This window comes from Streptomyces canarius, assembly GCF_014650735.1.
GTDB classification, from domain to species: Bacteria; Actinomycetota; Actinomycetes; order Streptomycetales; family Streptomycetaceae; genus Streptomyces; species Streptomyces olivaceoviridis.
On sequence record NZ_BMVN01000016.1, the window covers coordinates 129,901 to 143,305 of the forward strand.

At 74.5% G+C, this 13,405-nt stretch carries 10 protein-coding genes and 1 pseudogene; 7 read left to right on the plus strand and 4 right to left on the minus strand.

What is annotated here, in order from left to right; all coding sequences use genetic code 11:
- Positions 1 to 216: 216 nt before the first annotated feature.
- Positions 217 to 1,005, plus strand: a pseudogene (locus IE294_RS23175) (pectate lyase).
- A 151-nt stretch (positions 1,006 to 1,156) separates the two neighbouring features.
- Here the strand turns inward: IE294_RS23175 and IE294_RS23180 are convergent.
- Complete coding sequence (locus tag IE294_RS23180) at positions 1,157 to 1,927, minus strand: PaaX family transcriptional regulator C-terminal domain-containing protein (protein ID WP_189889094.1); 771 nt, start codon at positions 1,925 to 1,927, stop codon at positions 1,157 to 1,159.
- Positions 1,928 to 1,999: 72 nt separating this feature from the next.
- On the opposite strand from IE294_RS23180, the gene IE294_RS23185 reads away from it, so the two are divergent.
- Both IE294_RS23185 and IE294_RS23190 read left to right on the plus strand, forming a co-directional pair.
- Positions 2,000 to 3,679, plus strand: coding sequence for a DNA alkylation response protein (locus IE294_RS23185; RefSeq protein WP_189889096.1), 1,680 nt, complete (start codon positions 2,000 to 2,002; stop codon positions 3,677 to 3,679).
- A 154-nt stretch (positions 3,680 to 3,833) separates the two neighbouring features.
- The gene (locus tag IE294_RS23190; protein WP_189889098.1) at positions 3,834 to 5,834 is read left to right on the plus strand and encodes a HEAT repeat domain-containing protein; all 2,001 of its coding nucleotides are present in this window, start codon (positions 3,834 to 3,836) and stop codon (positions 5,832 to 5,834) included.
- A 144-nt stretch (positions 5,835 to 5,978) separates the two neighbouring features.
- Here IE294_RS23190 and IE294_RS23195 read toward each other — a convergent pair whose 3' ends face one another.
- On the minus strand, positions 5,979 to 6,566 hold the full coding sequence (locus IE294_RS23195; RefSeq protein WP_435858134.1) for an Rv1733c family protein: 588 nt from the start codon (positions 6,564 to 6,566) through the stop codon (positions 5,979 to 5,981).
- Positions 6,567 to 6,845: 279 nt separating this feature from the next.
- Here IE294_RS23195 and IE294_RS23200 point away from each other — a divergent pair, with 279 nt between their 5' ends.
- The 3 genes from IE294_RS23200 (at position 6,846) to IE294_RS23210 (ending at position 9,849) form a co-directional block, all read left to right on the plus strand.
- On the plus strand, positions 6,846 to 7,934 hold the full coding sequence (locus IE294_RS23200) for a WD40/YVTN/BNR-like repeat-containing protein (RefSeq protein ID WP_189889102.1): 1,089 nt from the start codon (positions 6,846 to 6,848) through the stop codon (positions 7,932 to 7,934).
- 111 nt (positions 7,935 to 8,045) lie between these two features.
- Positions 8,046 to 8,723 (plus strand): uracil-DNA glycosylase, encoded by a 678-nt coding sequence (locus tag IE294_RS23205; RefSeq protein WP_189889104.1) that lies wholly within the window; start codon positions 8,046 to 8,048, stop codon positions 8,721 to 8,723.
- Positions 8,724 to 8,922: 199 nt separating this feature from the next.
- Positions 8,923 to 9,849 (plus strand): sirohydrochlorin chelatase, encoded by a 927-nt coding sequence (locus IE294_RS23210; protein ID WP_189889106.1) that lies wholly within the window; start codon positions 8,923 to 8,925, stop codon positions 9,847 to 9,849.
- A gap of 134 nt (positions 9,850 to 9,983) precedes the next feature.
- Here IE294_RS23210 and IE294_RS23215 read toward each other — a convergent pair whose 3' ends face one another.
- A complete protein-coding gene (locus IE294_RS23215; protein WP_189889107.1) occupies positions 9,984 to 11,021 on the minus strand; it encodes a lactonase family protein in 1,038 nt (345 codons plus the stop codon).
- A gap of 168 nt (positions 11,022 to 11,189) precedes the next feature.
- Entirely contained in the window at positions 11,190 to 12,680 is a 1,491-nt protein-coding gene (locus IE294_RS23220) for an FUSC family protein (RefSeq protein WP_189889109.1), read from the minus strand.
- 246 nt (positions 12,681 to 12,926) lie between these two features.
- Here IE294_RS23220 and IE294_RS23225 point away from each other — a divergent pair, with 246 nt between their 5' ends.
- Positions 12,927 to 13,403, plus strand: coding sequence for an Lrp/AsnC family transcriptional regulator (locus IE294_RS23225; protein ID WP_189889111.1), 477 nt, complete (start codon positions 12,927 to 12,929; stop codon positions 13,401 to 13,403).
- The last annotated feature ends 2 nt before the right edge of the window (positions 13,404 to 13,405 follow it).

Consider the following 13,405-nt stretch of genomic DNA (forward strand, 5'->3'; position numbering starts at 1 on the left):
CTGTTGGCTAGAAAGCGCTTGCACTCTACGGTCCGTTCATCAGCGTGACCGACCGGCGCCCCAACGGGCCTCGGCGGCCACCGAACCCCCCACCAGCGTTCCGCAGGGCGTACCTGATTCACGTACACGACCGAGCCCACGCGGGACCCCACCCGGATCCGCACGAGCCCCACCCTGACCTCGATCTGACCTCACTCGGAAGACGGCATCCGGGACATGACCTCATCGGCACACGCGCGCGGTCTGCTGGGCGGCCTGGCCACCCTCGGACTCGCGCTTGGCATGATCATGGCATCATGAGCGCCGGCGGGCGCGGCCACCTGGCCCAGCGCCAACGGCAGCCAGGCGGTCTCCGCCACCATCTCCCTGTCCGGCACCAAGGACTACGGGATGAAGCGGCTGTACGGCTCCGGCGACCTCGGCAGCGACAGCCAGGACGAGGACCAGGGTCCCCTGCTGGAACTCGCCCCCGGCACGGCCCTCAAGAACGTCATCATCGGCTCCCCCGCCGCGGACGGCATCCACCGCCTCGGCAGCTGCACACTCCAGAACGTGTGGTGGGAGGACGTCGGCGAGGACGCGGCCACCTTCCTCGGCTCCTCGCCGTCCAACGTCTACACCGTCAGCGGCGGCGGGGCGAAGGAGGCCAGCGACAAGGTGTTCCAGTTCAACGGCGCCGGAACGCTGAACGTCTCCGGCTTCGCGGTGAAGAACTTCGGCACGTTCGCCCGCTCGTGCGGCAACTGCAAGACGCAGTACAAGCGGACGATCAACCTCAGCGGCATCGAGGCGGCCTACAAGGGCAGCAAGCTCGTCGGCATCAACACCAACTACGGCGACAGCGCGACCCTGAGGAACGTCACCATCGTCGGGGACACCGGCAAGAAGATCGTTCCGTGCCAGAAGTACATCGGCAACAACACCGGCAAGGAGCCGACCACGAACGGCTCGGGCCCGGACGCCACGTACTGCAAGTACTCCAGCTCGGACATCACCTACAAGTGATCGCCGGCCGGGCGCCCGGGGGTGCCACCGTCGCCCCCGGGCGCTCGCGCGGCCCGGACACCGCGGTGGGCGGGGCACCCGCGCCGGTGCATGGCGGTCCCACGTCCCGGCGGGGTCGTCACGGCAGGCCGGACCACCCCCGGCCGTGCGGTCAGCCTTCGCCTTCCGGTTCCAAGGCACCCAGGGTCGTGGCCAGTTCCCGCCGGTAGTCGGCGTAGGCCGTCCGCAGGTCCTCCCCCGGCCAGTCGGGGGGCAGCAGCGCGGCCGGCAGGACCGGGTCGGTGAGCAGGTGCCGGACGGCCGCCGCGTAGGCGGTGAGCCGGACGGCCGGGTGGTCGGCCCCGGTCGCGCGAGTGAGCAGGGAGCGCGCGGTGGCCGCCCAGTCGGCCAGCGGCCAGAGCCGGGCGGCAAGCTCGCGCGGGGGCTCGTCGGGGCGCGCGGTGTACGTGAGCGCCACCTGACGCAGGTCACCCGGCAGCGGGCGGTCGAGGTTGGCCGGGCGCAGCCAGACGCCCTCGCGGAGTTCGGCCAGGCGCAGGGTGGTCAGCCGGGCGCGCAGGTCGGCGCGTTCGGCGGGGCCGCGGCCCGTCGCCGTGATCACCACCATCTCCCAGTCGCCGTCCCACGCGCGCGTGCGGGGACGCACGGCTTCGTCCTGGCGGCGCTGCCGGGCCAGCAGCCGGTCGCTGAGCCGGTAGACGGCGTCGCCGCGCCGGAGGTCGCCGGCGGCCACCATCCGGCTCAGCGCGGCCCGCAGCGTCGAGCCGCCGACCCCGAACGGCTCCACCAGCCGGACCAGGTCCTTCACCGGCAGCCGGGGCGGATGCACGCCGAGGAGCAGGCTCAGCACGACCGATCGGGCCGACAGCGGTCGCAGGCCGGCCGCGTCCGCGTCCGGCTGCGCGGGGACGTTCATGCGCATGGCCCCGTACTGTACGTGCGTTCCCTTGTTGCATCATTGCTACAGCCGTAGGGAGAGTGCAACATGGCACTTATGGTCTCGATTTCCGAGCAGTCGAAGCTGCCGTCGCCGTCCCAGCCGTCGTACGCCACGCACGACGTGACCAACCAGCCCCCGCCGCTCGCCCCCTACGACGCCTCCGACGACCCGGCCCTGCTGGAGGGGCTGCGCCGGGAGGGCGCGGAGTGGGCCGAGGAGGGCGTCCGGCGGCTGGGGGCGCGCGCCGGCAGCGCGGAGGCGCAGGAGTGGGGCGAACTGGCGAACCGGTACGAGCCGGTGCTGCGCACCCACGACCGCTACGGCCACCGTGTCGACGAGGTGGAGTTCCACCCCAGCTGGCACCACCTGATGCGGACGGCGGTCGCCGAGGGCCTGGCCGGCGCCCCGTGGGCCGACGACCGGCCGGGCGCGCACGTCGCCCGGACCGCGGGCGGCCTGGTGTGGGGGCACACGGAGGCGGGACACGGCTGCCCCACGTCGATGACGTACGCCGCCGTGCCCGCCCTGCGCGCACAGCCGGATCTCGCCAAGCTGTACGAGCCGCTGCTCACCAGCCGGGAGTACGACCCCCGGCTGCGCGTTCCGGCCGAGAAACCCGGGCTGCTCGCCGGGATGGGCATGACCGAGAAGCAGGGCGGCTCCGACGTCCGGACGAACTCCACCACGGCCACGCCCACCGGGGAGGCGGGCGTCTACACGCTGCGCGGGCACAAGTGGTTCACGTCGGCGCCGATGTGCGACGTCTTCCTGGTGCTCGCGCAGGCCCCGGGCGGGCTGTCGTGCTTCCTGGTGCCGCGCGTCCTGCCGGACGGCAGCCGCAACACCTTCCGCATCCAGCGGCTGAAGGACAAGCTCGGCAACCGGTCCAACGCCTCCTCGGAGCCGGAGTTCGACCGGACCGTCGCCTGGCTGGTGGGGCCGGAGGGGCGGGGCGTGAAGACCATCATCGAAATGGTCAACTGCACCCGCCTGGACTGCGTGATGTCCTCGGCGACCCTGATGCGCAAGACGCTGGTCGAGGCGGGGCACCACGCCCGGTACCGCAGCGCGTTCGGCGCCCGGCTGATCGACCAGCCGTTGATGCGCAACGTCCTGGCCGATCTCGCGCTGGAGTCGGAGGCGGCGACGACGCTCACGCTGCGGCTGGCCGGCGCGGCCGACCGCGCGGTGCGCGGGGACGCCGGCGAGCGGGCCTTCCGGCGCATCGCCACCGCCGTCGGCAAGTACTGGGTCACCAAGCGGGGCCCGGCCTTCACCGCCGAGGCCCTGGAGTGCCTGGGCGGGAACGGGTACGTGGAGGACTCCGGCATGCCCCGGCACTACCGGGAGGCTCCGCTGCTGTCGATCTGGGAGGGCTCCGGCAACGTCAACGCGCTCGACGTGCTGCGCGCCCTGGGCCGCGAACCGGACACCGCCGAGGCGCTGTTCGCCGAACTCGCCCTCGCGCGCGGGGCGGACACCCGGCTCGACACGGCCGTGGCCGCGCTCAAGCGCGATGTGGCCGGAACCGACCAGGTGGGCGCTCGCCGGCTGGTCGAGCGGATGGCGCTCGCGCTCCAGGCCGCCCTGCTCGTCCGGCACGCTCCGCACCCGGTCGCGGACGCCTTCTGCGCGAGCCGGCTGGGCGGCGACTGGGGCCACTCGTTCGGCACCCTGCCGGCGGGAACCGACCTCGACGCCGTCCTGGGACGCGCCCTGCCCGACCGGAACTGACCCCTTCGCGCGCGCGTGCCGGGCGACCGCGTCCGGTGGCCGGTCACCGCCGACGGATCGCACACAGTCAGCGCCCGGTTCCGCACCGTTGTCAGTGCCGTGGTGCACACTCCCGATCAGGTGCCACTCGTCTGGGGAGGACAGGGAGGACAACGTGTTCACGGGGATCGACGAGGTCGACTGGGCCTCGCTGCGGCACGCGCACGGCAGAGCGGAGGACGTGCCCGGGTGGTTACGGGCCCTGGCGTCCCCGGACACCGTCGAGCGGGCGACCGCGCTCGACGGGCTGTACGACGCCGTGCACCACGAGGGGAGGGCGTACGAGGCGACGCCGGCCTGCGTGCCCTTCCTGTTCGCACTGGCGGCCCGCGAGGAGGTACCGGACCGGGGCTGCATCGTGGAGTTGCTGGTCGGCATCGGCGGGGAGGGCGACGGGAGCGCGGGCGCGGGGGGTGCGGCGAACGCGGCGTGGGAGGCGGTGCGCGCCGGCGCCGACGCCTTCGTCACGCTGGCCGGGGACCCGGATCCGGTGGTGCGCCGGGCTGCGGCCGGAGCCCTGGTGCGCTTCCTGGACGACCCCGTGCGGGTCCTGGGGCTGCTGCGCCGGCGACTGCGGGCCGAGCGGGACGACCACGTGCTGCCGGCCCTGACGGAGGCACTCGCCCTGTTCGCACGCCGGTATCCCGCCCTCGCCGACGGCGCGCTGGACCTCCTGGCCGAACAGAGCGCGCCGCCCTACGCGCCGGGCCCGCGGCTCGCGGCACTCGGCCAGCTCGCGCTCCACGCGCCCGTCCGGCTCCCCGCCGACCTGGTGCCCACGGCGGTCCGGCTGCTGCGCGAGCGGTCCGCGCAACGCCGGCCGCCCGCGGAGCGCTCCGGTACGGACACCCTGGTGCGCCGGATACGGCGGCTGCGTCCCTCGGACGAACAGGGCGCCGTGCTGCTGCGCACCCTGCACAGCGCGCTCGGAGACCGGGTGCACGACCGGATCGCCCTGCTCACCGGGCAGTTGACCAGCCCGGACCCGGTCGACCGGTGCAACGCCGTCTGGATGTCGGCGGGCCTGTTCCGTGGCTGGCGCGGCGACTACGGCGCGCTCGTCCGGCTGCTGGGCGCCCAGCTGAACACCGATCAGGACCGCCTGCGGGACGCGGCGGTCTCGGTCCTGGCGGAGCTGTACACGCTGGCGGCGCCCGCCGCGGACGACCTGCACGCGCTGGTGAGCACCCGGCCCGACCTGTGGACGCACCGCTGGGAACGCGGCTCCCCCGCGCTGGGCGGCCCGCTCAAGGCGCTGGCCCGGACCGGCGATCCCCGCGCGGTCCCGGCCCTGGCCCAGTTGCTGGCCGGTCCGGCGGCGCCGGTCGGACTGGGCTGCGAAGCCGCGCACCTGGGCCGGGCCGCGGCCCCGCTGGCCCCCGCGTTGAGGCTCCGCCTCGGCCGTGTCCCGCTCGCCTCCCCCACCGCCGCCCGGCTCGCCGGCCCACTGCTGACGGCGGTCAGGGCCATCGGCGACAAGGAGGCCGTGCCCGAACTGGTACGGCTGCTCTCGGGCGCCCCCGACGGCCTGGGAGCGCGGGACGTGGTCGCCGTCCAGGTGATCGAAACGCTGGCGGAACTGGGCGCCGCCGCGCAGACGGCACCACTCCTGCGCCGGCTGTTCCACACCCGGCACGCGGCCACCGCGGCGGGCGCGCTGTGGTCGGCGGACGGGGACGCCACCGCCGTACTCCCCGTACTGCTGCGGGAGTTGGCGCGGGACGATACCGATGCCCGGCGCGCCGCCGTCCGGCAGCTCGGCAGGCTGGGCCCGGCCGCGCGCCCCGCGCTGCCCGAGCTGCGCCGCCTGGCCCGGTCCGGGCCGGTGCGGGAGCGGATACCGGCCGCGTGCGCGCTGTGGCGCGTCGCCGGGGATCCCGAACCGGTGCGGCCAGTCTTCCGCTCCGCCTGGACGGCGGACCCCCGCACCCGCGGCCCGATCGCCCGGTGCCTGACCACGATGGGCCCGGCCGCAGGGCCGCTGCGCGACCTGATCACCGCCGAACTGACCCACCCACGCCGGCACACGGCCCCCGGGGGCGCGTACGGCAGACGTGACATCCCGGACGACGAGGAACTGCTGAGGAGGTGCCGGGAGGTGCTGGCGGGGCTTTAGGACCTGCCTGACGGTTCCGCTCTGCCGTGCGAGGTCGTGGAGCCCTGAGGCGCTGCTGCGGCCCGGCCCGCTTCCCCACGCCGTGGAGCGGGCCGCCGACGGTATCCGGAGTCCCGCCCGGGCCGGGCCGACGTATCCAGGGGGTCAGACCGTTCGGCCCCACTGGGGGCCCAGCCGGGCCCATTCCGCGTCCCATGCCTCCATGCGCCGGTGTTCCAGACGGCTCCGCACGGCCAGGCCGGCGACGAACGGGACGGCGGCGGTGCTCGCGCCGACCAGGAGGCCTATCAGGGTGGACCGGAACGCGGCCTCGGAGGCGGTGGCGGGGCGGGAGACCAGGTGGCCCCGCGGGTCGGTCCAGACGGTGACCGGTGTACCGGGCTTGCTGCCGGGCTCCACCCGGGTCCGGCCGGTGTGGGCGGAGCCGTCACTGACCGTCCAGCGGACCTCGGCCCAGATCCGTTCCCCGGCGGAGGCATGGCTGCTGTGCGCCGGGGACTTCCCCGGGACCTGCGCGACGACCCGGGCCACGGTGGGCCGCCAGGTGGCCCGTTCCCGGGCGAGTCCGTGCTCCACCGAGCCGGCCGCCGCCAGGCCGGCGAGCACACCGGCCAGGACGGTCAGCAGACAGGCGCCGAGCACCACCCAGGCCTCCACGACGTCGGCCCGGCGCTTGAGCGGGTTGCGCCGCCAGCGCCACAGCCACACCTTCGGACCACGGAACGCCTTCAAAGGCATCCTCCTCACGAGCGCACCGACCGGCCGGACCGCCCTCCCCTACGCGGGAGACCGCTCCGTTGCTCACGACGAGCCGTCTCCCCGACGGTCGCACGAGACACCCCTTTCCCGCAGGCGCATGCCGGAACGGAACCGGCCGATCTTGGCCGCACCCCGGCGACACAGGCGGTGACCTGGACGAACACGTACTCCGGGGGAGAGTGTCAGTGGCGGGGTGCAGACTGGCCGATATCTGACGGCTATCGGGACAACGGCGTCCCGGAGGTGATCGGCATGACCGAGGTACTGCTCGCGGTGGGCACCCGCAAAGGCCTGTTCATCGCGCGGCGGAGGGGCGAGGGCCCCTGGGAGTTCGACGAGCGTCCGTATTTCAACGCGCAGGCGGTCTATTCGGTGGCGATCGACACCCGCGGCACCCGGCCCCGGCTGCTGGCGGGCGGTGACAGCGCGCACTGGGGCCCGTCGGTGTTCCACTCCGACGACCTCGGCCGCACCTGGACCGAACCGGCCCGGCCCGCCGTGAAGTTCCCGAAGGAGACCGGCGCTTCCCTGGAGCGCGTCTGGCAGCTCCACCCGTCCGCCGCCGAGCCCGACGTGGTGTACGCGGGCACGGAACCGGGCGCGCTGTACCGCTCGGAGGACCGCGGCGAGACGTTCGAGCTGGTCCGGCCGCTCTGGGAGCACCCGTCCCGTCCGCAGTGGGTGCCGGGCGCGGGCGGCCAGTGCCTGCACACGGTGCTCACCGACGCACGCGACCCCAGGGTCGTGACGGTGGCCGTGTCCGCGGCGGGCGTGTTCCGCACGACAGACGGCGGCGCGAGCTGGTCGCCGTCCAACTCCGGTGTGTCGGCGGTGTTCCTGCCGGATCCGGACCCGGAGTTCGGCCAGTGCGTGCACAAGATCACCAGGGACCCGGCCGAGCCGGACCGGCTGTATCTCCAGAACCACTGGGGGGTGTACCGCAGCGACGACGCGGGCGCGCACTGGACCGACATCGGCGAGGGACTGCCGTCGACGTTCGGCTTCGCGGCGGCGGCGCATCCGCGCCGGGGCGACACGGCGTACATCTTCCCGATCAACGCGGACGAGGACCGGGTGCCCGCAGGGCGCCGCTGCCGGGTCTTCCGCACCACCGACGCCGGCCGCACCTGGGAGGCGCTGTCCAAGGGACTGCCGGAGGAGGACCATTACGGGACGGTCCTGCGGGACGCCCTGTGCACGGACGACTCCGACCCCGCCGGGGTGTACTTCGGCAACCGCAACGGCGAGGTGTACGCCTCGGCCGACGACGGCGACAGCTGGCACCTGCTGGCCGCGCATCTGCCGGACGTGCTGTGCGTACGGGCGGCGGTGATCGGCTGATCCCTCGTGGCCTGATCCCTCGCGCGGGCGGGCGGCGGCGAGGCGCCGCCCGCCGCCGTACTCCGGCCATCGGTTGATCACCGACGGGTGTACGGCAGTAGGGTGACGCCCGTGGCACCACGACCCTTGCATGAAATCGTCGAACCGGGCTGGGCGAAGGCCCTGGAACCCGTCGCCGGACAGATCGCCGCGATGGGCGACTTCCTGCGCGCGGAGATCGCCGCGGGGCGCACGTACCTCCCGGCCGGACCGAACGTCCTACGGGCCTTCCAACAACCCTTCGACGAGGTACGGGTCCTGATCGTGGGTCAGGACCCGTATCCCACGCCGGGGCACGCGGTGGGCCTGTCGTTCTCCGTGGCACCCGACGTGCGCCCGCTGCCGCCCAGCCTGATCAACATCTTCCGTGAGCTGACCGGCGACCTGGGGCTGCCCCAGCCGTCCACCGGGGATCTCACGCCGTGGACCCAGCAGGGCGTGCTGCTGCTGAACAGGGCGCTCACCACCGCGCCGCGCAGTCCGGGCGCGCATCGCGGCAAGGGCTGGGAGGAGGTCACCGAGCAGGCGATCCGGGCCCTGGCGGCACGTGGCAAGCCGCTGGTGTCCATCCTGTGGGGCCGTGACGCCCGCAATCTGCGTCCGCTGCTGGGCCGTCTGCCGGCGGTGGAGTCCGCGCACCCCTCGCCGATGTCGGCCGACCGCGGCTTCTTCGGCTCGCGCCCCTTCAGCCGCGCCAACGACCTGCTGATCCAGCAGGGGGGACAGCCGGTGGACTGGCATCTGCCGTGACCGCGTCCGGGGCGGCTCCCCGCCGCCGCCGACCAGCGGTTCCGTCTCGGGTTCCGCCACGACGGCCGGCACCTGTGCCGGGCGCGTGCCGGCCGCACGCGTCTCCCGCGCGTAACTCATCAGACAAAACAGGACGGATACCGCTCACCTGCACCCTCCCCGAACGGCGGAGGCCAGGAAGCCAGTAACATGCGGCGCCATGAGCTCCCCCACTGGACCCGCGTCCGGCCTGCCCGTACGAATGCCGCGACCTCGCCAGCCCGGACGGCACCGCCGTCCGGAACCGCTGGTGGCTCCCGAGGGCGCGCCCGCGCTCGTCCTCGCGGTGCCCGGTGTGCCCAGCACCACCACGCGCAGCCTCGCCGAGGAGGTCGTGAGCATCGCCCGCTCCGAGCTGCCCGGCCTCGACGCCCGGATCGGGTACCTGGACGGGGACGACGCCGAGTTCCCCGCGCTGCGTTCCGTGCTGGCGCGCGCCGCCGAGGAGCGCACCGCCCGGTATGAGCAGGCCGTCGCCGCCGGGGTCGAGGGGATCAAGGAGCCCGACGGCCCGGTCGCCGTCGTCGTCCCGCTGCTGGCCGGTCCGGACAGCGCGCTGCTGCGTCAGATCCGTCAGGCCGTCATGGACAGCCGGGTCGCCGCCGAATTGACCGATGTCCTCGGCCCGCATCCGCTGCTCGCGGAGGCGCTGCACGTGCGGCTGTCGGAGGCGGGCCTGGCCCGCGCCGACCGCGCCCGGCTGTTCACCGTGGCCACCGCCGCGGACGGCATCATCCTGGCCTCCGTGGGCGGCGAGGAGGCCGTCCAGGCGGCCGGGATCACCGGCATGCTGCTCGCCGCGCGCCTGGCCGTGCCGGTGATGGCGGCGGCCCTGGACCAGGAGGGCTCCATCACCTCCGTGGCCGAGCAGCTGCGTTCCGCCGGCTCGCAGCAGCTGGCCCTGGCGCCGTACCTGATCGGCCCGGAGATCGAGCCGGCGCTGCTGGCCGCCGCCGCCGAGGAGGCGGGCTGCTCCACGTCCGAGGCGCTCGGCGCGTACCCGGCGATCGGCAAGCTCGCGCTCGCCAAGTACACGACGGCGCTGGGCATCGCCCCGCAGCAGCCGCAGAGCGCGCCGGTCCGCTGACGCCCCCGGCACCCGTACGCCACAGGGCCCGCTCCCGTCCGGGAGCGGGCCCTTCGCCTTGACCGAGGGTCCCGGCGCGCTCAGGGGCGCGGCCTCACCAACCGGGTGACGGCGCCGCGGGCCCGCGGCGCAGTTCAGCCGAAAACGACACAGGAGGCCGCCGGAACCCGTACGGAGCCGTCGTAGCGGGGCACGCCCGTCGTCCTGTCCACGGCGAACCAGGTCACGTCGCCGGAGCGCTCGTTCGCGGCGTAGAGGAAGCCGTCGTGCTCGGCCAGGGCGCGCGGCCAGTGCCCGCCGCAGGGCACCGTTGCGGTCAGCCGGAGCCCGTCCGCCTCGACGGCGAAGACGGACAGGACGTCCTCGCCGCGGGTCGCGGTCCACACGAAGCGGCCGTCGGGCGAGACGGCGATTCCCGACGGGTAGGCGTCGCCGGCGGGCGCGCCGGGCAGCACGGGTACCTCCGTCAGCGGCTTCAGGAAGCCGCTCGCGGCGTCCCAGCGGCACACCGTGACCGTCGGGGTCAGCTCGTTGACCACGTAGGCGTGCTCGCCGTCCGGGTGGAAGGCGAGGTGGCGCGGCCCGGAGCCGGGGCGCAGGGCGATCTCGCGGTGCACGGCGGGACTGCCGTCCGCGAGGGTGCACACGCGCACCGAGTCGGTTCCGAGATCGACGCTGACCGCCCACCGCCCGCTGGGGTCGGGCCGCACCTGGTGGGCGTGCGGGCCGCGCTGGCGCCGGTCGTGCGGTCCCGAGCCGGTGTGCTGGAGCCGTCCGGAGGGCGCGCCGGCGAGCGTGCCGTCCGGGCGCACGGGGACGGCGGTGACGCTGCCGCAGCCGTAGTTGGCGGTCAGCACGTGCCCGTCGTACAGGCTGAGGTGGGTGGGGCCGCTGCCGGCCACCGGCACCGGGGGTCCGGCGGGTGCGAGCCGCTCACCGGTGACGCGGTAGGCGGCGACGGCGCCCTCGGCCGTCTCGCTGACCGCGTAGAGCGTGTGCCCGTCCGGTGACAGGGCCAGGTAGGACGGGTCGGGGACGTCCTGCACGGCGAAGACGAGGGTGAGCGCCCCGGTCCCCGGCGCGACCTCGGCGGTCACCAGTCCCGGGCCGCCCGCCGCCGTGAACGATCCGATGAACGCCCGGCGCCTGCCCGCGCTGCCGTCCTGTGCCACCGCTGTCCCCTCTCGGTCGAGCCCGTCGAGCCGGTCCGGGGCCGACGGTAGCAGTCGATCAGCCGAGGTCTAGACCAAGAGGCCGGGGCGGCAGGGCGGTTCTTCCGGGAGTTGGCGCACTTCCTCGCTCCGTGGGGGCGCGTTCAGGTCTCGTGCGCCCCGCCCCGGTCACGCCCCGGCCAGTCGGGAGCCCGACGGTGTGCGCAGCGGCTCCGCGAGGTCGGCGAGCGCGCTTTCCAGACCGTGCAGATGCGCCAGGGCGGGTTCGGCGGGCGGCTCGGCGGGGCGGCGCAGGGGTTCGGCGCGGCCGTCGGTGAGCGCCTCCACGGCGGCCTCCACCCGCCAGCAGGCGGCGGCGAGACGGGCGTCGTGGGATGCCTCGGGATCGGCGGCGACCGCGACCAGGCCCCGTATCTCGCGGGCGCAGTCGTCGAGGAGCGCCAGGACCCGGCGGGCCCGCGCCTTGCGCGCCGGCATCGGGTTCAGCGGGTGCACCAGCGGGGCCACCGAGAGCCGGACCCGGCCGAGCAGCTGCTCCAGTTCGGCCACGCGCGGCGCGGGGTCGGCCGTGGCGGAGCCGGCGAGGCGGGCGGCGGCCTCGGCCGTGCAGGCGTGCACACAGCGCAGGGCCCGCTGGATCCAGGCGTCGGTGGTGGCGTGCGTGGTGACCGGCAGCACGAACAGGACGGCGAGCGCGGCGCCGAGCGTCCCGACACCGGTCTCGACGAGCCGCAGCGCGAGCAGTCCGGGGCTGAGGACGCCGAGGAGGCCGTACAGGGACTCGGCGAGCAGGGTCACCCAGAGCATCATCCAGGTGTAGGAGACGGCGGCCGTGTAGAAGATGCCGAACACGGCGACCGCGACGAGGACGGCCGTCGGCAGGGGCGCGCCGTGCACCGGGACGGCGATCAGGAAGCCCAGGCAGATGCCGATGACCGTACCGAGGACCCGGCGGAAGCCGCGGACCAGCGTCTCACCGCGCGAGGCGGTGTTGACGAAGACCCACCAGGTGGCGCCGACGGCCCAGTACCAGCGCTGCCCGGACACCAGCTGGCCCACGACGAGCGCGAACCCGGCGCCGGCGGCGGCCTGGACGGCCTGCCGGGTGGTCACCCGGGCCAGCCCGGTCCCGGCGGGCGGGGCCGGTACGGCGGCCGGGGGCAGCCGGCGCTCGTAGCACCAGAGGCCGAACCGCACGACGGCCGCGCTGAGCACGGAGAGCAGGACGGCGGCGTACAGCTCCGGCAGCTGTCCCGGGGCGGCGTGCAGGAACTGGGCCACGAAGAACGTCATGAAGGCGAACACGCCGAGGCTGTGCCCGCGCGGCCCCCACCGGCGGGCGTAGACGCCGGCGCCGACGACGGCCAGGAAGGTGAGGTCGCGGGCGACGGGGTGGTCGTGCAGCCCGGCCGCGGCGGCGAGCACCGGCACACCCACGACGGGCAGCACGGCGGTGGTGACCGCCTGCCCGCGCACGGTGGGGTCGGCGACGGTGAACAGCGCGAGCAGCGCGGCGAGGCCGCCGGTGACCGCACCGGCGAGGGAGTGTCCGGCGAGCCCGCAGACCACCACCGCCAGTCCGATGCCGAGGACGGCCCGCGCGGCGAAGCGCAACCGCGCCCGTCCCGGGTCCGGAGCCGCGAACATCCTCTTCAGCACTGCTGCCCTCCCCTGGGTGCATGGGTGCATGGGTGCACCGGCACAGAAAAGGCGCCGCGGGGATCCGCAGCGCCATCGACACGCCCATAAGAGCATCACCGAGGTCACTGGCTCAAGTGTGACGCGAGTCGCTGAGCCATTGGCACAGCACCGGTTCGGCACCCACGCTCACCGGAATGCCATCGGACCAGGTAGGGCGGCACGCGCGGATCTGGAGCACCTGGGCCATTGGTACAGTCGTCCATCATGGCCGTGGACGCACTCGACACCCGCATCCTGCGGCTGCTCCTGGAGCAGCCGCGCACCAGCGTGCGCGAGTACGCCCGCATCCTCGGCGTGGCCCGCGGCACGCTCCAGGCCCGGCTGGACCGGATGGAACGGGACGGCGTGATCACCGGCACGGGTCCCTCCCTGTCCCCGGCCGCGCTCGGCCACCCGGTGCTGGCGTTCGTGCACATCGAGGTCACCCAGGGCCACCTGGACGACGTGGGGGACGCGCTGGCGGCCGTACCCGAGATCGTGGAGGCCTTCTCGATCACCGGTGGCGGAGACCTGCTCGCGCGTGTGGTGGGCCGGGACAACGCCCACCTGGAGGACGTGATCCAGAAGCTGATCAGCCTCCCGGGCGTGGTGCGCACCCGCACCGAGGTGGCACTGCGCGAGCGCGTCCCGTACCGGCTGCTGCCCCTGGTGGAGTCGGTGGGCCGGACGGCCCCCTCCTGACG

What these genes read in the sequence shown, in the direction of transcription:
- IE294_RS23180 (WP_189889094.1), bottom strand. Translation starts at nt 1,927, where the DNA reads ATGCGCATGAACGTCCCCGCGCAGCCGGACGCGGACGCGGCCGGCCTG.
- IE294_RS23185 (WP_189889096.1), top strand. Translation starts at nt 2,000, where the DNA reads ATGGTCTCGATTTCCGAGCAGTCGAAGCTGCCGTCGCCGTCCCAGCCG.
- IE294_RS23200 (WP_189889102.1), top strand. Translation starts at nt 6,846, where the DNA reads ATGACCGAGGTACTGCTCGCGGTGGGCACCCGCAAAGGCCTGTTCATC.
- IE294_RS23210 (WP_189889106.1), top strand. Translation starts at nt 8,923, where the DNA reads ATGAGCTCCCCCACTGGACCCGCGTCCGGCCTGCCCGTACGAATGCCG.
- IE294_RS23225 (WP_189889111.1), top strand. Translation starts at nt 12,927, where the DNA reads ATGGCCGTGGACGCACTCGACACCCGCATCCTGCGGCTGCTCCTGGAG.